This window comes from Streptomyces sp. HNM0574, assembly GCF_012726235.1.
GTDB lineage: Bacteria > Actinomycetota > Actinomycetes > Streptomycetales > Streptomycetaceae > Streptomyces.
The window spans coordinates 624,767-641,948 of the sequence record NZ_JAASAH010000002.1; the positions used below are offsets into that span (position 1 = coordinate 624,767).

The window sequence follows — 17,182 nt, forward strand, 5'->3', positions numbered from 1 at the left end:
CAGTCTTTACGGGGTGGCCGGACTTACTGCGCGACCTGGCTGATCTCGTACGGCACCGGCTGCTGGGCGCCGTGCGGGTGCTGGTCCCCCGCGTAGACCTTCAGCTTCGAGAGCATCTGACGGCCCAGGGAGTTCTTCGGGAGCATGCCCTTGACGGCCTTCTCGACGGCCTTCTCGGGGGTCTTCTCCAGCAGCTCGTCGTAGCGGACGGAGCGCAGACCACCCGGGTAACCGGAGTGCCGGTAGGCCATCTTCTGGATCCGCTTGTTGCCGGAGAGGTGCACCTTGTCGGCGTTGATGATGACGACGAAGTCACCGGTGTCGACGTGAGGCGCGTAAACCGGCTTGTGCTTGCCCCGGAGAAGGGAGGCAGCCGTAGAGGCCAGACGGCCCAGGACGACGTCCTGCGCGTCAATGACGTGCCACTGGCGCTGAACATCGCCGGGCTTGGGGCTGTACGTACGCACGGTCGTAGCCTTCGCTTCAGTATTGGATGTCCCCGGCACGGAGCACCGGAGGAAGGGTCCTGACAAGGCCACCGAGGCGACACATCAGCTCGACCACGGCGCGGCTGACGCGGGCCCGCCGCTGGTCACTGGTGATCGTCGGTAGCCGGTGTAAGGGCCCCTCACGTGAGAATGAGCAAGCCAATACACACAACGACCTCGCAGAATACCGGCGGGCCCCCACACGGGTCAAAACCGGGTCCGGTCTCCGCCGGGAACCGCCCGCTCAGCGCTGCCGCAGCACACGCCCCTCGTCCCAGACCGGCTCCGGCACCTCGCGCACCGTGCCGTCGGCGCCGAAGACGACGAAACGGTCGAAGGAGCGGGCGAACCAGCGGTCGTGCGTCACCGCCAGCACCGTCCCCTCGTACGCCTCCAGGCCCTCCTGGAGCGCCTCGGCCGACTCCAGGTCGAGGTTGTCCGTCGGCTCGTCCAGCAGCAGCGCCGTCGTACCGGCCAGCTCCAGCAGCAGGATCTGGAAGCGCGCCTGCTGCCCGCCCGAGAGCCGGTCGAAGGGCTGCTCGGCCTGGTGCGTCAGCTCGTACCGGCGCAGCGCCGACATGGCCGCGCCCCGGTCCCGCGCGTGCTCCGTCCACAGCACGTCCAGCAGCTTCCGGCCGCGCAGCTCCGGGTGCGCGTGCGTCTGCGCGAAGTGCCCCGGCACCACCCGCGCGCCCAGCCGCCACGCGCCCGTGTGCGCGACCTCGTCCTCACCGGTCAGCAGCCGCAGGAAGTGCGACTTGCCCGAGCCGTTCGAGCCCAGGACCGCGACCCGCTCCCCGTAGAAGACCTCCAGGTCGAAGGGGGTCATCAGGCCCGTGAGCTCCAGCCGCTCGCAGGTCACCGCGCGGACGCCGGTGCGCCCGCCGCGCAGCCGCATCGTCAGCCGCTGCTTGCGCGGCGGCTCGGGCGGCGGGCCCGCCTCCTCGAACTTCCGCAGCCGCGTCCTCGCCGCCTGGTAGCGGGAGGCCATCTCGTCGCTGCGGGCCGCGTACTGCTGGAGGTCCTGCACCAGCTTCTTCAGCTGCGCCCGCTTCTCGTCCCAGCGGCGGCGCAGCTCCTCGAAGCGGGCGAAGCGCTCCTGCCGCGCCTCGTGGTACGTGCCGAACCCGCCGCCGTGCACCCACACGTCGCTGCCGCCCGGGCTCGGCTCGACGCTCACCAGCCGGTCCGCGGCGCGGGCCAGCAGCTCCCGGTCGTGCGAGACGAACAGCACGGTCTTGCGGGTCTCCCGCAGCCGCTCCTCCAGCCAGCGCTTGCCGGGGACGTCCAGGAAGTTGTCCGGCTCGTCCAGCAGCAGCACCTCGTCGCCGCCGCGCAGCAGCGCCTCCAGCACCAGCCGCTTCTGCTCGCCCCCGGACAGCGTGGACAGCCGCCGCCACTGCGCCTTCTCGTACGGGACGCCGAGCGCGGCCGTGGTGCAGATGTCCCAGAGGGTCTCCTCCTCGTACCCGCGGGCCTCGGCCCAGTCGGCGAGGGCCTGCGCGTACCGCAGCTGGGCCCGTTCGTCGTCGTTCTCCATGATCGCCAGCTCGGCGGCGTCCACGGCGCGGGCCGCCTCGCGGATCTTCGGCGGGGCGACGGACACCAGCAGATCCCGCACGGTCTCCTCCTCGGGACCGTCCGCCTCCTGCCCGCCCGTTCCCCGTACGCCGATGAACTGGGGCATGACGCCGAGGCCGCCGCTGACCGTCACCGTGCCGCCGTGCGGCGTCAGTTCACCCGTGAGCAGCCGCAACAGGGTCGTCTTGCCCGCCCCGTTGGGACCGACCAGCGCCGCCGACGTGCCTTCCCCGACCCGGAACGAGACGTCGGCCAGCAGCAGCCGGCCGTCGGGAAGGTAGTGGTCGAGATGCGCCGCCTCCAGGTGTCCCATGGCGGGGATTGTCGCCCTGGCATCGAACGAGGGACAACCGAATAAGATGCGCCCCATGAGCTTTGGGCAAGGGGGACCCGACTGGGGTCCCGGAGGTTCCTCGACACCCGACTGGTCGGCCCTCGCGGACGAGGCCGAGCACGACCGCGGACGCCGCCGTCGCTGGTGGCTGATCGGCGGCGGCGCGCTGGCCGCGGTCGTCGTGGCGGGCATCGTCGCGACGGCGGTGATCGGCCAGGGCGGCGGCTCCGAACCGTCCGCCGGCGGCGGCGCCTCCCCCGACCTGCCGTCGAGCACCCCGGGCCAGCCCCAGCCGACGTTCAACGACGAGCCCCCGCCGCCGCCCCCGCCCCGCGACTTCATCGCCACCGCCGAACGCGACAAGGCGCCCCTCACGCAGGAGTCGCTCTTCCCCGGCGACAAGGCCACCATCAACGGCCGCGCGTACAAGAAGGGCGCGGTCAGCGCCGCGAAGAAGTGCGCCTCCGGGGCGCACTCCGGGCTCGGCCCCGTCCTGACGAAGAACGGCTGCGACGGCCTCTACCGCGCCACCTTCACCCGCGAGGACCTCGCCGTCACCGTCGGCATCGCGGTCTTCGACGACGCGGAGACGGCGACGAAGGTGAAGTCGCAGTACAAGCCGAACCTCAAGGCCCTCCCGGGCAACGGCGTCCCCGACTTCTGCCGCACCGTCTCCTGCCGCACCACCGTCAACTCCCTCGGGCGGTACGCCTACTTCACCATCTCGGGCCGCACCGACGGCAAGGAGTCGACGGAGCAGGACAAGGCCGCGACGCGGGCCGGGCTCGACGGCTCGAACTACGCCTACGCGCGCATCCTCCAGCGCGGCAAGCTCCAGTCCCAGGAATGGGTCGACGCACAGACGGAGAAGCGCAACTCGGGCTGACGCGGCGCGCGTCCCTGTCCACCGGACCGGTTCCGTAAGGTTCCGGTCCGTGCCGGGTTCCGGTCCGCCGGATTCCGGTTCCGGTACGGCCGGAGCGGGCAGCAGAACCACCGGAACGGGGCCGACCACCCCGGCCGCCCCGGCCACCCCGGCCGTCCGGGCCGCAGCGCACCGGCGGCCACGACCAGCACCAACCCCGCGCGCGAGCACCACGCGCCGGGCCCACGACGGAGGGGGAAGCCGCCATGGCGGCAGGAGACGCGCACGAAGGCGCGGACGACGGCAACAGACAGCAGCCCACGGGCTGGGGCACCCCGGGACCCGGCATACCCCCGCCCCCACCGGGCCACGCGCCCGGCTACGGCGGCCCCTACCCAGGCGGACACCCCGGCCACCCCGGACAGCCCCCCGGGATGCCGGGGATGCCAGGACCGGCCATGCACGGGATGCCGGGCATGCCCCCGGTCATGGCGCCCCCGAAGCCCGGCGTCATCCCGCTGGCGCCGCTCGGCGTCGGTGACATCCTCGGCGGCGTCTTCACCACCATCGGCCGCTACTGGCGGCAGATCTACGGGCTCACCCTCGCCGTCCTCGGCTCCGCCCTGCTCGTCTGCGCCATCGCCGCCGGCATCGGCCTCGCCATCGCCTGGGGCACGCTGAGCGAGGTCTTCGCCGACATCGACAACCCGCGGGCCGCGGGCGGCCAGATCGGCGTCCTCGTCGCCACCGGCATCGGCGTCCTGCTCGTCTGGATGCTCGTCGGCCTCTACACGACGGCGGCACTGCACGCCGTCAACGCCGTCACCGCCTCCCACGCGGTCACCGGCGAACGGGCCGACGCCGGCCGGATCTGGCGGCAGGCCCGCCCCCGCGTGCTCTCCGTCATCGGCACCCAGCTGCTGACCGGCCTGATCATCGCCGGGATCGTCCTCGTCGGGTACGCCGTGATGGCGGGGGCCGTGTTCGCGGCCGTCGCCGGCGGCGGGGACGGCGCCGGCACCGTACTGGGCGTGCTCGTCGCCGTGCTGGTCGGCATCGCCCTCGCCTGCACGGCCGCCTTCCTCTACGTCCGCCTCAGCATCTCCTCGCCCGCCGCCGTCCTGGAGGGCCTCGGCCCCGCCACGGCGATGGGCCGCTCCTGGCGGCTGGTGCGCGGCTCCTGGTGGCGGGTCCTGGGCATCACGCTGCTGATGGGCATCCTGGTCGCGATCGTCCAGCAGATGCTGCAGTACGCGATCATGCTCGTGACGATGCTGTCCATGGCCGCCTCGCAGGGCCCGGACGGTGAACCGAGCCTCGGCGTGGCCGTCGTCGCCATGGCGCTGCTCTTCGGCGGAATCGCCGTGGTGTCCGTGCTGACGCTGCCGTTCTCCCACCTCACGGCCACGCTGCTGTACGTCGACATGCGGATCAGGAACGAGGGCTTCGACCTCAACCTCGCCGCCGCCGCGGGCCTTCCCCCGCACCGCCCCGTCGCCCCCTGACACCGCTGCCCCGGCCCGGGCAGCACGCCCGGGCCGGGCAGCGGGGGCCCAACTCACGGGCCGGGCCAAGCCGTTGAGGGGCCGCGCCTCAGCAGCAGCCGGCGCCCGGCAGCGAACGCTTGTTGCGCGAGGCGAGGTTGCGGGCGGCCAGGTCCTCGTCCGCCGGGTAGCCGACCTCCTCCAGCACCAGCCCGTGCGGCCGCACCACGTGCACCGCCGAGTCGCGGACACCCGCGGCCAGCACCCGTCCCGGCCACTGAGGCGGACGGTGCCCGTCCCCGACGAACAGCATCGCGCCGACCAGCGAACGCACCATGTTGTGGCAGAACGCGTCCGCCTTCACCGTCGCCTCCAGCACCCCGTCCTCGCGACGCACCCAGTGCAGCCGCTGCAGCGTACGGATCGTGGTGGCGCCCTCCCGCTTCTTGCAGTAGGCGGCGAAGTCGTGCTCGCCGACGAGCGCGACGGCCGCCGCGTTCATCGCGTCGACGTCCAACGGCCAGTTGTGCCACAGCACATGACCGCGCAGCAGCGGGTCGACCCCGCCGGGATCGTCGCAGACCCGGTACGCGTAACGCCGCCAGATCGCGGAGAAACGGGCGTTGAAGTGCTCGGGCGCGCGGCTGACCCGGTGCACCCGCACGTCCATCGACAGCCGCCCGGCCAGCCGCCGCAGCAGCTGGTCCCCGTGCTCGGCCCACACCTCCTCGGGCAGGTCCACGTGCGCCACCTGCCCGCGCGCGTGCACCCCCGCGTCCGTACGCCCCGCGACGGTCAGCTCCACCGGGTCCGGCAGCCGCAGCACCACCCGCAGCGCGTCCTCCAGGTCCCCCTGCACCGTGCGCCGCCCGCGCTGCTTGGCCCAGCCGGAGAACTCCCGGCCGTCGTAGCTCAGGTCGAGCCGCACCCGCACGAAGCCGGGCTCAGGGGCATCACTCATCAGGACTTCCTCGAAACGATCAGCTGGGAGCAGTACACGGAAAAACGAGAGCGGGCCCGCTCCCCGGAGGGAACGGACCCGCTCACCAGGCTCGAAGAGCCTCAGGCGTCCTTGGACTCGCCCTCGGACTCCGACGCGGCGGCGTCGGCGGCCTCGGCGTCCTTGGCGGTGCGCTTCGTCGCCGCCTCGGCCTCGCCGACAGCCTGCTGCTGCACGGTCAGGGCCTCGACCAGCTCGATGACCGCCATCGGGGCGTTGTCGCCACGGCGGTTACCGATCTTGGTGATGCGGGTGTAGCCACCCGGGCGGTTCTCGTAGCGCGGGCCGATCTCGGTGAAGAGCGTGTGGACGACGCTCTTGTCCAGGATCGTGCGCATGACCTGGCGGCGGTTGTGAAGGTCACCCTTCTTCGCCTTGGTGATCAGACGCTCCGCGACCGGGCGCAGGCGGCGGGCCTTGGCCTCGGTGGTGGTGATGCGACCGTACTCGAAAAGGTCCGTCGCCAGGTTCCCCAGCATGGCCTTCTGGTGCGCGGCGCTGCCGCCCAGACGGGCACCCTTGGTGGGCTTGGGCATGTCTCTCTCCTTGGGTTTCCTGCACCGGCCGTATCAGGTACCGGAACAGTCCCGGCCGTATCAGGTACCGGGGTACTTCCCGCGGCGGGCCGGTGCCCGCACGGGGTGCGCCCCGTCAGGGGCGCGGGGAACTGCGCGACCGGCCACAGCCGGCCCGCAGCTCCCCTACGACAGCACAGCGCACATGCTCAGCGCTGTCGGCACTGCAGGGCGCCGAGCCCTCAGTACTGCTCGGTCTCGACGAAGCCCGCGTCCACGTCGTCCTCCGCGCCGAACGCGTCGGCGGCGGCGGTCGGGTCGAATCCGGGCGGGCTGTCCTTGAGCGCCAGACCCATGCCGGCCAGCTTGGCCTTGACCTCGTCGATGGACTTCGCGCCGAAGTTGCGGATGTCGAGCAGGTCCGCCTCGGAACGGGCCACGAGCTCGCCCACCGAGTGGATGCCCTCACGCTTGAGGCAGTTGTACGAGCGGACCGTGAGCTCCAGCTCCTCGATCGGCAGGGCCAGATCGGCGGCGAGCGCGGCGTCCGTCGGGGACGGGCCCATGTCGATGCCCTCGGCGTCGACGTTCAGCTCCCGGGCCAGGCCGAAGAGCTCGACCAGCGTCTTACCGGCGGAGGCCATCGCGTCACGCGGACGCATGGCCTGCTTGGTCTCGACGTCGACGATCAGCTTGTCGAAGTCGGTGCGCTGCTCGACACGGGTCGCCTCGACCTTGTACGTGACCTTGAGCACCGGCGAGTAGATGGAGTCGACCGGGATACGGCCGATCTCCTGGCCCACCTGCTTGTTCTGGACGGCGGAGACGTAGCCGCGGCCGCGCTCGACCGTGAGCTCCATCTCCAGCTTGCCCTTGCCGTTCAGCGTGGCGAGGACGAGGTCCGGGTTGTGCACCTCGACACCGGCCGGCGGCGCGATGTCGGCGGCGGTCACCAGGCCGGGGCCCTGCTTGCGCAGGTACATCACGACCGGCTCGTCGTGCTCGGAGGAGACGACCAGGCTCTTGATGTTCAGGATGAGGTCGGTGACGTCCTCCTTGACGCCCGGCACGGTGGAGAACTCGTGCAGGACACCGTCGATCCGGATGCTGGTCACAGCCGCACCGGGGATCGAGGAGAGGAGCGTACGACGCAGGGAGTTACCGAGGGTGTAGCCGAAGCCCGGCTCCAGCGGCTCGATCACGAACCGGGAGCGGAACTCGTCGACGACCTCTTCGGTCAGAGAGGGGCGCTGAGCGATCAGCATGGGGATTTTCCTCCAGTCTTCGGCAACCACTATTTGATGCCGATCCACCGGGCGGACCCGGTGTCACTACTGCAAGGGTACGGGCGACGCCACCGGACACACCCCGTCGAGGACGGAATTTCCGTGCGGCAGGACCCATACCGCCCCGCTCCGCCACTTCGGGACGGAACGGGGCGAGAGCCGCCCCCGGGCCACGCGGCGCGTGACCGCGGGAGCGGCGAAACCAGCCGGAGGCCGGACGCGGGTCAGACCCGGCGGCGCTTCGGGGGACGGCAGCCGTTGTGCGGCGTGGGCGTCACGTCCTGGATGGAGCCGACCTCGAGGCCCGTGGCCTGCAGGGAACGGATCGCGGTCTCACGGCCGGAGCCGGGACCCTTGACGTAGACGTCGACCTTGCGCATGCCGTGCTCCTGCGCACGACGGGCCGCGTTCTCGGCGGCCATCTGCGCGGCGAACGGCGTCGACTTGCGCGAGCCCTTGAAGCCGACGTGGCCGGCGGAGGCCCAGGAGATCACGTTGCCCGTGGGGTCGGTGATCGAAACGATGGTGTTGTTGAACGTGCTCTTGATGTGAGCGTGCCCGGCGGGGACGTTCTTCTTGTCCTTGCGGCGCACCTTCTTGGCGCCCGCCGTACGGCCCTTCGGAGGCATATGGATCTACTCCCGTGGAGGTGGTCGGTCCTGAAACACGGACCGCTGAAAAGCGTCCGGTCAGGACTACTTCTTGCCCGGCTTCTTCTTGCCGGCGATCGCGCGACGCGGACCCTTGCGGGTACGAGCGTTGGTCTTGGTGCGCTGGCCGTGGACGGGAAGACCACGGCGGTGCCGCAGACCCTCGTAGCAGCCGATCTCGACCTTGCGGCGGATGTCGGCCTGAATCTCACGGCGGAGGTCACCCTCGACCTGGAGATTGTTGTCCACGAACTCACGGATCTTGACGAGGTCTTCCTCGGCGAGATCACGGACGCGGGTGTCCGGGCTGACCCCGGTCTCACTCAGGGTCTGCTTGGCAAGGGTGCGACCGATGCCGAAGACGTAGGTGAGGGCGACCTCGACGCGCTTCTCACGCGGGAGGTCGACGCCTGCGAGGCGTGCCATTGATGTGGCTCCTGATGCTGTATCGGAGGTCTTCAGCAGCACCTGCCCTGATCCGTGCTCTGCACGGTCAGGTCCCCGGCCTCCGACCGGGGGTGTCGTCCCCACCGACATGACGGGTCACGGCGGGGGGTCGGGTGACTGCTGTGTACTTGTCGCTTGCGTCGCGCGAAGTCTGCGAGGTGCGAAGCTGGTGAAACGCGGAAGTCCGGAACGGACTTCAGCCCTGGCGCTGCTTGTGGCGCAGGTTGTCGCAGATCACCATGACCCGGCCGTGACGGCGGATCACCTTGCACTTGTCGCAGATCTTCTTGACGCTCGGCTTGACCTTCATGGAATTGAGGTTCTCCGGGTCTGGCCGCACCTCACGGGAGCGAGGACACGGCGCGATCTGACGATCTACTTGTAGCGGTAGACGATCCGCCCGCGCGTGAGGTCATACGGAGACAGCTCCACCACGACCCGGTCGTCGGGAAGGATACGGATGTAGTGCATCCGCATCTTGCCGCTGATGTGCGCGAGGACCTGGTGCCCGTTCTGGAGCTCCACCTTGAACATTGCGTTCGGCAGAGACTCGACAACGGTGCCCTCGATCTCGATGGCCCCTTGTTTTTTGGCCATGCTCTAGAGCTTCACCTTCCGGGATCGGCTACCTGGGGTGGTCCCAGGCATACGTGTACACCGGGACCGACGAGCCATCCTACGCGACGCCACCCCGGAAAGACGAATCCGTGGAGCATCCCCGACTTTCAAGATCCTTACGCCAGGAACCGGCACCTTCCGGTGCGTCCCGGCCCGGCAGGAAAGCCGCGCGACGGCGAAAACCGGCCCCGCTTACGAGCCGGGCTCAGCCCAGCGGGTCCGGCGCCGCGGTCACCCCGAGCTCGGCGAGCTTCGCCTTGCCGCCGTCCGGCGCCGTCAGCACCAGCGGCCCCTCCTCGGTCAGCGCGACGGAGTGCTCCCAGTGGCTGGACCAGGTGCCGTCGTTGGTCAGCACCGTCCACTCGTCGTCCAGCACGTGCGTCTTCGCCGTGCCGAGGCTCACCATCGGCTCGATCGCCAGGCACATGCCCGGCACCAGCTTCGGCCCGCGGCCGCGCCGGCGCTCGACGTAGTTCAGCAGGTGCGGGTCCATGTGCATCTGGCTGCCGATGCCGTGGCCGCCATAGTCCTCGATGATCCCGTACTTGCCGGAGGCCGGACGGGGCTGCCGCCGGATGTAGCCCTCGACGGCCTTCGAGATGTCGACCAGCCGGTTGCCCTTGCGCATCGCGGCGATGCCGGCCCACATCGACTCCTCGGTGACCCGGCTCAGTTCGTGCAGCTCGGGCGCGTGGCCCTCGCCGACGAAGACCGTCAGCGCGGCGTCCCCGTGCCAGCCGTCGATGATGGCGCCGGCGTCGATGGAGATGATGTCGCCGGACTTCAGCACGGTGTCGGTGCCGGGGATGCCGTGCACCACGACCTCGTTCACGGACGTGCAGATGTTGCCCGTGAAGCCGCCGTACCCGAGGAAGTTCGGCTTCGCGCCGTGCTCGGCGAGGACCTTCGCGGCGACCTCGTCGAGATCCTTCGTCGTCGCTCCCGGCACGGCGGCGGCGGCGCACTCCCGGTGCATGGCGGCGACGACCAGCCCGGCCTCGCGCATCTTTGCGATCTGCTCCGGAGTCTTGATCTCCACCATGCGGACGACGCCTTCCCTGCCCAGTGCGGCTAGCTGCTGCTCGGCTGTGAATCGGATGTACTCGGCTGTGCTCGGCCCACCGGGAGTCCGTGCCTCCCGGGCCGTCTCCCCCGGACGCGGTGCGCCGGAAGAGGCTGTTTCAAACGATACGGCCGCGGTGCCCCGAAGAGCACCGCGGCCGTCACGAATTCGGCTCGCGGACCGGGCGGCGGCTGCGCCGCCCGCGTACCGGCCCCTCGACCGTCAGTCGCGGCCGAGCGCGCGCATCGCGCGTGCGGTGACCTCGGCCACCTCGCCGAGCGCGGAGATCGTCGTCACCAGGCCCTGGGCCCGGTAGTGGTCGATGATCGGCTCGGTCTCGCTGTGGTAGACGGCGAGGCGCTTGCGCACCGTCTCCTCACGGTCGTCGTCGCGCTGGTACAGCTCGCCGCCGCACACGTCGCACACGCCGTCCTGCTTCGGGGCGCTGTACTCGACGTGGAAGACGTGGCTGCTGTCCGCGCGGCAGATCCGGCGGCCGGCGATCCGCTTGACCACCTCGTCCTCGGGCACCTCCAGGTCGAGGACCGCGTCGAGCTGCTGGCCCTCCTCCTTCAGCGCGCCGTCGAGGGCCTGGGCCTGGGCGAGGTTCCGCGGGAAGCCGTCGAGCAGGAAACCGCTCTCGGCGTCCGGGGCGGACATCCGGTCCTTGGCCATCCCGATGGTCACCTCGTCCGGCACCAACTGCCCGGCACGCATGTACTCCTGGGCCTGCTTGCCCAGCGGAGTGCCCTGGCTGATGTTGGCACGGAAGAGGTCACCCGTGGAGATGTGCGGGATCGACAGATTCTCGGCGAGGAACGCGGCCTGCGTTCCCTTGCCCGCGCCAGGCGGTCCGACGAGGACGATACGCATCAACGGAGGAACCCTTCGTAATTGCGCTGCTGAAGCTGGCTCTCGATCTGCTTCACGGTCTCGAGCCCAACACCCACGATGATCAGGATGGACGTCCCGCCGAACGGGAAGTTCTGCTGAGCACCGAACGCAATCAGCGCGACGGTCGGCACCAAGGCGATCAGACCCAGATACAGAGATCCGGGCCACGTGATGCGGTTCAGCACGTAGCTCAGGTACTCCGCGGTGGGACGACCAGCCCGGATGCCCGGGATGAAGCCACCATACTTCTTCATGTTGTCGGCAACTTCTTCGGGGTTGAAGGAGATGGCGACGTAGAAGAACGCGAAGAACACGATCAGCAAGAAGTACGTGGCGATGTAGATCGGGTGGTCGCCCTTGACGAAGTGGGCCTGGATCCACTGGGCCCATCCCGCCTGGGATCCGCTGAACTGAACGATCAGCGCCGGGATGTAGAGCAGCGAGGACGCGAAGATGACGGGAATCACACCGGCCTGATTGACCTTCAGCGGAATGTACGTGGACGTACCGCCGTAACTCCGGCGCCCGATCATGCGCTTCGCGTACTGCACGGGGATGCGGCGCTGGGCCTGCTCGACGAAGACGACGAGGGCCACCATGGCGAGACCGCAGACGATGACGGCGCCGAACTCGATCCAGCCGCCCGCGAGTTTGCCCTGGTTCTTGATGGCCCACAGGGCCCCGGGGAACCCGGCGGCGATCGAGACGAACATCAGGATCGACATGCCGTTGCCGATACCGCGGTCGGTGACGAGTTCACCGAGCCACATGATGAGACAGGTACCGGCCGTCATCGTGACGACCATCACGATGGTGGTGAAGATGGACTGGTCCGGAACGATCTGGTCGGCAACCTGGCAGCCCTGGAACAGCGAACCGCTGCGCGCGGTGGCGACGAGACCCGTCGCCTGCAGGATCGCCAGGGCAACCGTCAGATAACGCGTGTACTGCGTGATCTTCGCCTGCCCGGACTGCCCTTCCTTCTTCAGGGCCTCCAGCCGCGGGATGACCACGACCAGCAACTGCAGGATGATGCTCGCCGTGATGTAGGGCATGATGCCGAGCGCGAAGATCGTCAACTGCAGCAGAGCACCGCCGCTGAACATGTTGACGAGCCCGAACAGCCCCTGGCCGCCCTCCATGTCCTTCATGCACTGGTTGACGTTCTCAAAGCTGACGCCCGGCACCGGGATGTGTGCCCCGAGTCGGAAGAGCACCATGATGCCGAGCGTGAAAAGCAGCTTCTTGCGCAGGTCGGGCGTCTGAAACGCCCGGGCGAACGCGGTGAGCACGGTGCCTCCTGCGCCCCCCGCGTTGGCTCGCGAGAGGTGACGGTCTTGAGGATCGACAGTTAATTCCGGCCGCCCGCCAGGTGGTTGGAGCCGCGGGTGGGCCCCGCGACGACACAGGCAGCGCCTGCCACCTTACCGGCGACGGCACCGCCCTAGAAACGACCAGCCGTGGAACGACCGACCGGGGATGCCCCGTTGGGACATCCCCGGTCAGTCAGTCAACGAACTCAGACGAGCTCAGTGACGGTACCGCCAGCTGCGGTGATCTTCTCCTGGGCGGAGCCGGAGACCTTGTCGACGGTCACCTGCAGTGCCACGGAGATCTCGCCGGCGCCGAGCACCTTGACGAGCTCGTTCTTGCGAACGGCGCCCTTGGCGACCAGGTCGGCCACCGTGACCTCGCCACCCTGCGGGTAGAGCGCGGCCAGCTTCTCCAGGTTCACGACCTGGAAGTGCTTGTGGGCGGGGTTCTTGAAGCCCTTGAGCTTGGGCAGCCGCATCTGCAGCGGCATCTGCCCACCCTCGAAGCCTGCGGGAACCTGGTAACGGGCCTTCGTGCCCTTGGTGCCACGTCCGGCCGTCTTGCCCTTGGACGCCTCACCACGGCCCACGCGGGTCTTGGCGGTCTTGGCGCCCGGAGCCGGCCGGAGGTTGTGGACCTTCAGCGGATTGTCCGCCATCTCAGTCGACCTCCTCGACCGTGACGAGGTGACGCACGGTGTGCACCATGCCGCGCACCTCGGGACGGTCCTCGCGAACGGCCACGTCGTTCACACGCTTGAGACCCAGGGTCCGCAGCGTGTCGCGGTGGTTCTGCTTCGTCCCGATAACGGAACGAGCCTGCGTGATCTTGATGCGAGCCATTACGCACTCACCCCGGCACGGGCCCGCAGCAGAGCGGCGGGCGCCACGTCCTCGAGCGGCAGACCACGACGGGCGGCGATCTCCTCGGGACGCTGAAGTCCCTGCAGGGCCGCACGCGTGGCGTGCACGATGTTGATCGGGTTCGCCGAGCCGAGCGACTTGCTCAGCACGTCGTGAATGCCGGCGCACTCCAGCACGGCACGCACCGGACCACCGGCGATAACACCGGTACCCGGGGAAGCCGGCTTGAGCAGCACCACACCCGCGGCCTCCTCACCCTGGATCGGGTGGGGAATGGTGCCCTGGATGCGGGGGACCTTGAAGAAGTGCTTCTTGGCCTCCTCAACGCCCTTGGCGATGGCGGCCGGCACCTCCTTGGCCTTGCCGTATCCGACACCCACGGTGCCGTCACCGTCGCCCACCACGACCAGCGCGGTGAAGCTGAAGCGACGACCACCCTTCACAACCTTGGCGACACGGTTGATCGCGACAACGCGCTCAACGTATGCGGTCTTCTCGGCGGCGGCGCCGCCGTCCCGGCCCTTACGGTCCCGCCGCTCGCCGCCACCGGCGCCGCCACCGCGGCGCTGGGGTCCAGCCATTGGAATTACCTCTCTCGTTTACGTCCGCTAGCTCGGGACGGGCTCAGAACTTGAGCCCGGCCTCACGGGCGGCGTCAGCCAGAGCGGCAATCCGCCCTGCGTACTTGTTTCCACCGCGGTCGAACACGACGGTCTCGACGCCCGCAGCCTTCGCACGCTCGGCCACCAGCTCGCCGACCTTCTGCGCTGCGGCGCCCTTGCCACCCTCGGCACCGCGGACGGAGGCGTCCAGGTGCGACGCGGACGCGAGCGTGTGGCCCGCGACGTCGTCGATGACCTGCGCCGTGATCCCACGGTTCGAGCGCGTCACGACAAGGCGGGGACGCTCCGGCGTACCCGAGACCTTCTTCCGGATGCGGATGTGACGGCGCTTGGTGGCGGCACGCTTGTATGCGTCGCCCTTGGCGATCTTCACGCCGTATGACATGGCTTACTTACCAGCCTTTCCGACCTTGCGGCGGATGGTCTCGCCCGCGTACTTGACGCCCTTCGCCTTGTACGGGTCAGGCTTCCGCAGCTTGCGGATGTTCGCGGCGACCTCGCCGACCTTCTGCTTGTCGATGCCCTCGACCGTGAACTTGGTCGGCGACTCGACCTTGAACGAGATGCCTTCCGGCGCCTCGATCAGGATCGGGTGGCTGTAGCCCAGGGAGAACTCCAGGTTGGAGCCCTTGGCCTGGACGCGGTAACCCACGCCGTTGATCTCGAGGTCCTTGGTGAATCCCGTGGTCACGCCAGTGATCATGTTCGCCACCAGCGTGCGGGACAGACCGTGCAGGGCCTTGTTCCGTGTCTCGTCGTTGGGACGGGTGACGACAACTGCGCCCTCCTCGTCCTTGGCGACCTCGATGGGCGATGCAACGGTGTGCGCGAGGTTGCCCTTGGGGCCCTTCACGGCGACCGTCTGGCCATCGATGGTGACGTCCACACCGGCGGGAACCTGGATGGGGAGCTTGCCGATACGCGACATTGCTTTGCCTCCGTTCCCTTCCGTTACCAGACGTAGGCGAGGACTTCCCCGCCCACACCCTTCTTGCTGGCCTGCTTGTCGGTGAGGAGCCCGTACGACGTGGAGATGATCGCCACGCCCAGGCCGCCCAGCACCTTCGGCAGGTTGGTGGACTTCGCGTAGACCCGAAGGCCCGGCTTGGAAATCCGCTTGATGCCGGCGATCGAGCGCTCGCGGTTCGGGCCGAACTTCAGCTCGAGGACGAGGTTCTTGCCAACCTTCGCGTCCTCGGTCTTCCAGCCGGTGATGTAACCCTCCTGCTGGAGGATCTCCGCGATGTGCGACTTGATCTTGCTGTGCGGCATCGACACGGAGTCGTGGTATGCCGAGTTCGCGTTTCGCAGACGCGTCAGCATGTCTGCGATCGGATCGGTCATGGTCATGTGATGGCCTTCGGCCTCTCTCGCCGGGGTTTCCTGTCTGCTCCGTCCCTCTCCCCGGTCTGTGCCGGGACGGGTGCGATGCGGGGACCTACGGCGTAGTAAGCGACTTTGAGCGGGCTTGACCCGCGTGCGGTCACGGGGCGGCGGCGCCCAACCCCACAAGGCTAAGCCATGTGGTGCGGGCTCCGCTCGCCTCGGTACTTACCGAGAGTCCTGGCTGGTCCAACTCCCGCCCGGACAGCGCCACTCGGGACGCGGTCCGGGCGAAGAGCGGGATTACCAGGAGCTCTTGGTGACGCCCGGCAGCTCGCCACGGTGCGCCATCTGACGGAGGCACACGCGGCACAGGCCGAACTTGCGGTAGACGGAGTGGGGACGACCGCAGCGCTGGCAGCGCGTGTAAGCACGCACCGCGAACTTCGGCTTGCGGCTGGCCTTGGAGATCAGAGCCTTCTTCGCCATGATCAGTTCTCCTTGAACGGGAAGCCGAGGTGACGGAGAAGGGCGCGACCCTCGTCGTCGGTGGTCGCCGTGGTGACCACGGTGATGTCCATGCCCCGGACCCGGTCGATCTTGTCCTGGTCGATCTCGTGGAACATGACCTGCTCCGTGAGACCGAAGGTGTAGTTGCCCCGGCCGTCGAACTGCTTCGGCGACAGACCGCGGAAGTCGCGGATGCGCGGCAGCGCGAGCGTCACCAGGCGGTCCAGGAACTCCCACATACGGTCGCCACGCAGGGTCACGTGGGCACCGATCGGCTGGCCCTCACGCAGCTTGAACTGCGCGATGGACTTGCGGGCCTTGGTCACGGCCGGCTTCTGGCCGGTGATCGTGGTGAGGTCCTTGATGGCCCCCTCGATCAACTTGGAGTCGCGGGCGGCGTCGCCCACACCCATGTTGACCACGACCTTGGTCAGACCCGGGATCTGCATGACGTTCTCGTACGAGAACTCGTCCTGCATCTTGCCCTGGATCTCGGAGCGGTAGCGCTGCTTGAGGCGCGGTGCGTCAGTGGTGGCAGTCATCAGATGTCCTCACCGGTCCGCTTGGCAACGCGGATCTTGTTGCCCTCGTCATCGAAGCGGTACCCGACGCGGGTGACGACCTTCTTGCCGTCCTTCTCCACGACGAGCTGAACGTTGCTCACGTGGATCGGGGCCTCGGTCGTCACGATGCCGCCGGTCTGCGAACCGCGAGCGGTCTGGCCGGCCTTCGTGTGCTTCTTGACCCGGTTGACACCCTCGACGAGGACGCGGTTGTCGCGGGGGTAGGCCACGATGACCTTGCCCTGCTTGCCACGGTCCTTGCCGGTGATGACCTGGACCAGGTCACCCTTCTTGATCTTCATCGGTTACAGCACCTCCGGCGCGAGGGAGATGATCTTCATGAACTTCTTCTCGCGCAGCTCACGGCCCACGGGGCCGAAGATACGGGTGCCGCGGGGGTCGCCATCGTTCTTGAGGATGACGGCCGCGTTCTCGTCGAAGCGAATGTACGAACCGTCGGGCCGACGGCGCTCCTTGACGGTGCGCACGATGACGGCCTTGACGATGTCGCCCTTCTTCACGTTGCCACCGGGGATCGCATCCTTGACGGTGGCCACGATGACGTCACCGACGCCCGCGTAGCGCCGGCCCGAACCGCCGAGCACACGGATGGTGAGAATCTCCTTCGCACCCGTGTTGTCGGCGACGCGAAGCCGAGACTCCTGCTGGATCACGTCTATCTCCTGATCGTCTGCCGGTTCCCGGCGGGGAGTTGGCCACGGAGCGTGGTCAACTCCCCGCCGAGCCTGGCGGAACTCATC

24 protein-coding genes are annotated in these 17,182 nt (G+C 68.8%); 2 read left to right on the top strand and 22 right to left on the bottom strand.

Going from position 1 to position 17,182, the window contains the following annotated elements; genetic code table 11:
- Positions 1-23 precede the first annotated feature (23 nt).
- Both rplM and HCC30_RS06460 read right to left on the bottom strand, forming a co-directional pair.
- Complete coding sequence (gene rplM / locus HCC30_RS06455) at positions 24-467, bottom strand: 50S ribosomal protein L13 (RefSeq protein WP_169441257.1); 444 nt, start codon at positions 465-467, stop codon at positions 24-26.
- 265 nt (positions 468-732) lie between these two features.
- Positions 733-2,382, bottom strand: a complete 1,650-nt coding sequence (locus tag HCC30_RS06460; RefSeq protein WP_169441259.1) for an ATP-binding cassette domain-containing protein — start codon at positions 2,380-2,382, stop codon at positions 733-735.
- Between the two features lie 55 nt (positions 2,383-2,437).
- Between HCC30_RS06460 and HCC30_RS06465 the strand changes: the two genes are divergently transcribed.
- Together HCC30_RS06465 and HCC30_RS06470 are read left to right on the top strand one after the other, a co-directional pair.
- Entirely contained in the window at positions 2,438-3,289 is an 852-nt protein-coding gene (locus HCC30_RS06465) for a hypothetical protein (RefSeq protein ID WP_206323388.1), read from the top strand.
- A gap of 245 nt (positions 3,290-3,534) precedes the next feature.
- Positions 3,535-4,773, top strand: coding sequence for a glycerophosphoryl diester phosphodiesterase membrane domain-containing protein (locus tag HCC30_RS06470; RefSeq protein ID WP_169441261.1), 1,239 nt, complete (start codon positions 3,535-3,537; stop codon positions 4,771-4,773).
- 88 nt (positions 4,774-4,861) lie between these two features.
- Here the strand turns inward: HCC30_RS06470 and truA are convergent, their stop codons facing one another.
- The 20 genes from truA to rplN form a co-directional block, all read right to left on the bottom strand.
- A complete protein-coding gene (gene truA / locus HCC30_RS06475; protein ID WP_169441262.1) occupies positions 4,862-5,713 on the bottom strand; it encodes a tRNA pseudouridine(38-40) synthase TruA in 852 nt (283 codons plus the stop codon).
- Between the two features lie 101 nt (positions 5,714-5,814).
- Positions 5,815-6,288: a 50S ribosomal protein L17 gene (gene rplQ / locus HCC30_RS06480; protein WP_169441264.1), complete on the bottom strand. Its 474-nt coding sequence runs from the start codon at positions 6,286-6,288 to the stop codon at positions 5,815-5,817.
- 221 nt (positions 6,289-6,509) lie between these two features.
- Positions 6,510-7,532: a DNA-directed RNA polymerase subunit alpha gene (locus tag HCC30_RS06485; protein WP_169441265.1), complete on the bottom strand. Its 1,023-nt coding sequence runs from the start codon at positions 7,530-7,532 to the stop codon at positions 6,510-6,512.
- 245 nt (positions 7,533-7,777) lie between these two features.
- Positions 7,778-8,182: a 30S ribosomal protein S11 gene (gene rpsK / locus HCC30_RS06490; RefSeq protein ID WP_169441266.1), complete on the bottom strand. Its 405-nt coding sequence runs from the start codon at positions 8,180-8,182 to the stop codon at positions 7,778-7,780.
- A 66-nt stretch (positions 8,183-8,248) separates the two neighbouring features.
- Positions 8,249-8,629: a 30S ribosomal protein S13 gene (gene rpsM / locus HCC30_RS06495; RefSeq protein ID WP_169441268.1), complete on the bottom strand. Its 381-nt coding sequence runs from the start codon at positions 8,627-8,629 to the stop codon at positions 8,249-8,251.
- A 217-nt stretch (positions 8,630-8,846) separates the two neighbouring features.
- On the bottom strand, positions 8,847-8,960 hold the full coding sequence (rpmJ, locus tag HCC30_RS06500) for a 50S ribosomal protein L36 (protein WP_003956441.1): 114 nt from the start codon (positions 8,958-8,960) through the stop codon (positions 8,847-8,849).
- Positions 8,961-9,025: 65 nt separating this feature from the next.
- Positions 9,026-9,247 (bottom strand): translation initiation factor IF-1, encoded by a 222-nt coding sequence (gene infA, locus HCC30_RS06505; RefSeq protein ID WP_003948620.1) that lies wholly within the window; start codon positions 9,245-9,247, stop codon positions 9,026-9,028.
- Between the two features lie 226 nt (positions 9,248-9,473).
- A complete protein-coding gene (map, locus tag HCC30_RS06510) occupies positions 9,474-10,310 on the bottom strand; it encodes a type I methionyl aminopeptidase (protein ID WP_169441269.1) in 837 nt (278 codons plus the stop codon).
- A gap of 243 nt (positions 10,311-10,553) precedes the next feature.
- Entirely contained in the window at positions 10,554-11,204 is a 651-nt protein-coding gene (locus HCC30_RS06515) for an adenylate kinase (RefSeq protein WP_169441271.1), read from the bottom strand.
- On the bottom strand, positions 11,204-12,517 hold the full coding sequence (gene secY, locus HCC30_RS06520; RefSeq protein ID WP_169441272.1) for a preprotein translocase subunit SecY: 1,314 nt from the start codon (positions 12,515-12,517) through the stop codon (positions 11,204-11,206). The genes HCC30_RS06515 and secY overlap by 1 nt, the downstream gene beginning before the upstream one ends.
- 227 nt (positions 12,518-12,744) lie before the next feature.
- A complete protein-coding gene (gene rplO / locus HCC30_RS06525; RefSeq protein ID WP_169441274.1) occupies positions 12,745-13,197 on the bottom strand; it encodes a 50S ribosomal protein L15 in 453 nt (150 codons plus the stop codon).
- 1 nt (position 13,198) lies between these two features.
- Positions 13,199-13,381 carry a 50S ribosomal protein L30 gene (gene rpmD / locus HCC30_RS06530; protein ID WP_169441275.1) on the bottom strand — a complete coding sequence of 61 codons (183 nt, stop codon included), beginning with the start codon at positions 13,379-13,381 and terminating at the stop codon, positions 13,199-13,201.
- The gene (gene rpsE, locus HCC30_RS06535; RefSeq protein WP_028433263.1) at positions 13,381-13,983 is read right to left on the bottom strand and encodes a 30S ribosomal protein S5; all 603 of its coding nucleotides are present in this window, start codon (positions 13,981-13,983) and stop codon (positions 13,381-13,383) included. The genes rpmD and rpsE overlap by 1 nt, the downstream gene beginning before the upstream one ends.
- Before the next feature lie 43 nt (positions 13,984-14,026).
- Entirely contained in the window at positions 14,027-14,410 is a 384-nt protein-coding gene (rplR, locus tag HCC30_RS06540; RefSeq protein WP_169441277.1) for a 50S ribosomal protein L18, read from the bottom strand.
- A 3-nt stretch (positions 14,411-14,413) separates the two neighbouring features.
- Positions 14,414-14,953, bottom strand: a complete 540-nt coding sequence (rplF, locus tag HCC30_RS06545; protein ID WP_169441278.1) for a 50S ribosomal protein L6 — start codon at positions 14,951-14,953, stop codon at positions 14,414-14,416.
- 23 nt (positions 14,954-14,976) lie between these two features.
- Complete coding sequence (gene rpsH, locus HCC30_RS06550) at positions 14,977-15,375, bottom strand: 30S ribosomal protein S8 (RefSeq protein WP_169441280.1); 399 nt, start codon at positions 15,373-15,375, stop codon at positions 14,977-14,979.
- A 276-nt stretch (positions 15,376-15,651) separates the two neighbouring features.
- Positions 15,652-15,837, bottom strand: coding sequence for a type Z 30S ribosomal protein S14 (locus HCC30_RS06560; protein WP_028433259.1), 186 nt, complete (start codon positions 15,835-15,837; stop codon positions 15,652-15,654).
- A gap of 2 nt (positions 15,838-15,839) precedes the next feature.
- Entirely contained in the window at positions 15,840-16,400 is a 561-nt protein-coding gene (rplE, locus tag HCC30_RS06565; protein ID WP_169441283.1) for a 50S ribosomal protein L5, read from the bottom strand.
- A complete protein-coding gene (gene rplX, locus HCC30_RS06570) occupies positions 16,400-16,723 on the bottom strand; it encodes a 50S ribosomal protein L24 (RefSeq protein WP_169441285.1) in 324 nt (107 codons plus the stop codon). Before rplX ends, rplE begins: the two co-directional genes overlap by 1 nt.
- Before the next feature lie 3 nt (positions 16,724-16,726).
- Positions 16,727-17,095 carry a 50S ribosomal protein L14 gene (rplN, locus tag HCC30_RS06575; RefSeq protein ID WP_027738919.1) on the bottom strand — a complete coding sequence of 123 codons (369 nt, stop codon included), beginning with the start codon at positions 17,093-17,095 and terminating at the stop codon, positions 16,727-16,729.
- Positions 17,096-17,182 lie beyond the last annotated feature (87 nt).

Bases quoted from the DNA above. Each gene is read 5' to 3' on its own strand.
- HCC30_RS06485 (WP_169441265.1), bottom strand. From the start codon at position 7,532: ATGCTGATCGCTCAGCGCCCCTCTCTGACCGAAGAGGTCGTCGACGAG.
- HCC30_RS06465 (WP_206323388.1), top strand. From the start codon at position 2,438: ATGAGCTTTGGGCAAGGGGGACCCGACTGGGGTCCCGGAGGTTCCTCG.
- rpsM (WP_169441268.1), bottom strand. From the start codon at position 8,629: ATGGCACGCCTCGCAGGCGTCGACCTCCCGCGTGAGAAGCGCGTCGAG.
- rplE (WP_169441283.1), bottom strand. From the start codon at position 16,400: ATGACTGCCACCACTGACGCACCGCGCCTCAAGCAGCGCTACCGCTCC.
- truA (WP_169441262.1), bottom strand. From the start codon at position 5,713: ATGAGTGATGCCCCTGAGCCCGGCTTCGTGCGGGTGCGGCTCGACCTG.
- HCC30_RS06470 (WP_169441261.1), top strand. From the start codon at position 3,535: ATGGCGGCAGGAGACGCGCACGAAGGCGCGGACGACGGCAACAGACAG.
- rplQ (WP_169441264.1), bottom strand. From the start codon at position 6,288: ATGCCCAAGCCCACCAAGGGTGCCCGTCTGGGCGGCAGCGCCGCGCAC.
- rpsK (WP_169441266.1), bottom strand. From the start codon at position 8,182: ATGCCTCCGAAGGGCCGTACGGCGGGCGCCAAGAAGGTGCGCCGCAAG.
- rpsE (WP_028433263.1), bottom strand. From the start codon at position 13,983: ATGGCTGGACCCCAGCGCCGCGGTGGCGGCGCCGGTGGCGGCGAGCGG.
- rpmJ (WP_003956441.1), bottom strand. From the start codon at position 8,960: ATGAAGGTCAAGCCGAGCGTCAAGAAGATCTGCGACAAGTGCAAGGTG.
- HCC30_RS06560 (WP_028433259.1), bottom strand. From the start codon at position 15,837: ATGGCGAAGAAGGCTCTGATCTCCAAGGCCAGCCGCAAGCCGAAGTTC.
- rplO (WP_169441274.1), bottom strand. From the start codon at position 13,197: ATGGCGGACAATCCGCTGAAGGTCCACAACCTCCGGCCGGCTCCGGGC.
- map (WP_169441269.1), bottom strand. From the start codon at position 10,310: ATGGTGGAGATCAAGACTCCGGAGCAGATCGCAAAGATGCGCGAGGCC.
- rplF (WP_169441278.1), bottom strand. From the start codon at position 14,953: ATGTCGCGTATCGGCAAGCTCCCCATCCAGGTTCCCGCCGGTGTGGAC.
- HCC30_RS06460 (WP_169441259.1), bottom strand. From the start codon at position 2,382: ATGGGACACCTGGAGGCGGCGCATCTCGACCACTACCTTCCCGACGGC.
- rplX (WP_169441285.1), bottom strand. From the start codon at position 16,723: ATGAAGATCAAGAAGGGTGACCTGGTCCAGGTCATCACCGGCAAGGAC.
- rpmD (WP_169441275.1), bottom strand. From the start codon at position 13,381: ATGGCTCGCATCAAGATCACGCAGGCTCGTTCCGTTATCGGGACGAAG.
- rplR (WP_169441277.1), bottom strand. From the start codon at position 14,410: ATGTCATACGGCGTGAAGATCGCCAAGGGCGACGCATACAAGCGTGCC.
- HCC30_RS06515 (WP_169441271.1), bottom strand. From the start codon at position 11,204: ATGCGTATCGTCCTCGTCGGACCGCCTGGCGCGGGCAAGGGAACGCAG.
- infA (WP_003948620.1), bottom strand. From the start codon at position 9,247: ATGGCCAAAAAACAAGGGGCCATCGAGATCGAGGGCACCGTTGTCGAG.
- rpsH (WP_169441280.1), bottom strand. From the start codon at position 15,375: ATGACCATGACCGATCCGATCGCAGACATGCTGACGCGTCTGCGAAAC.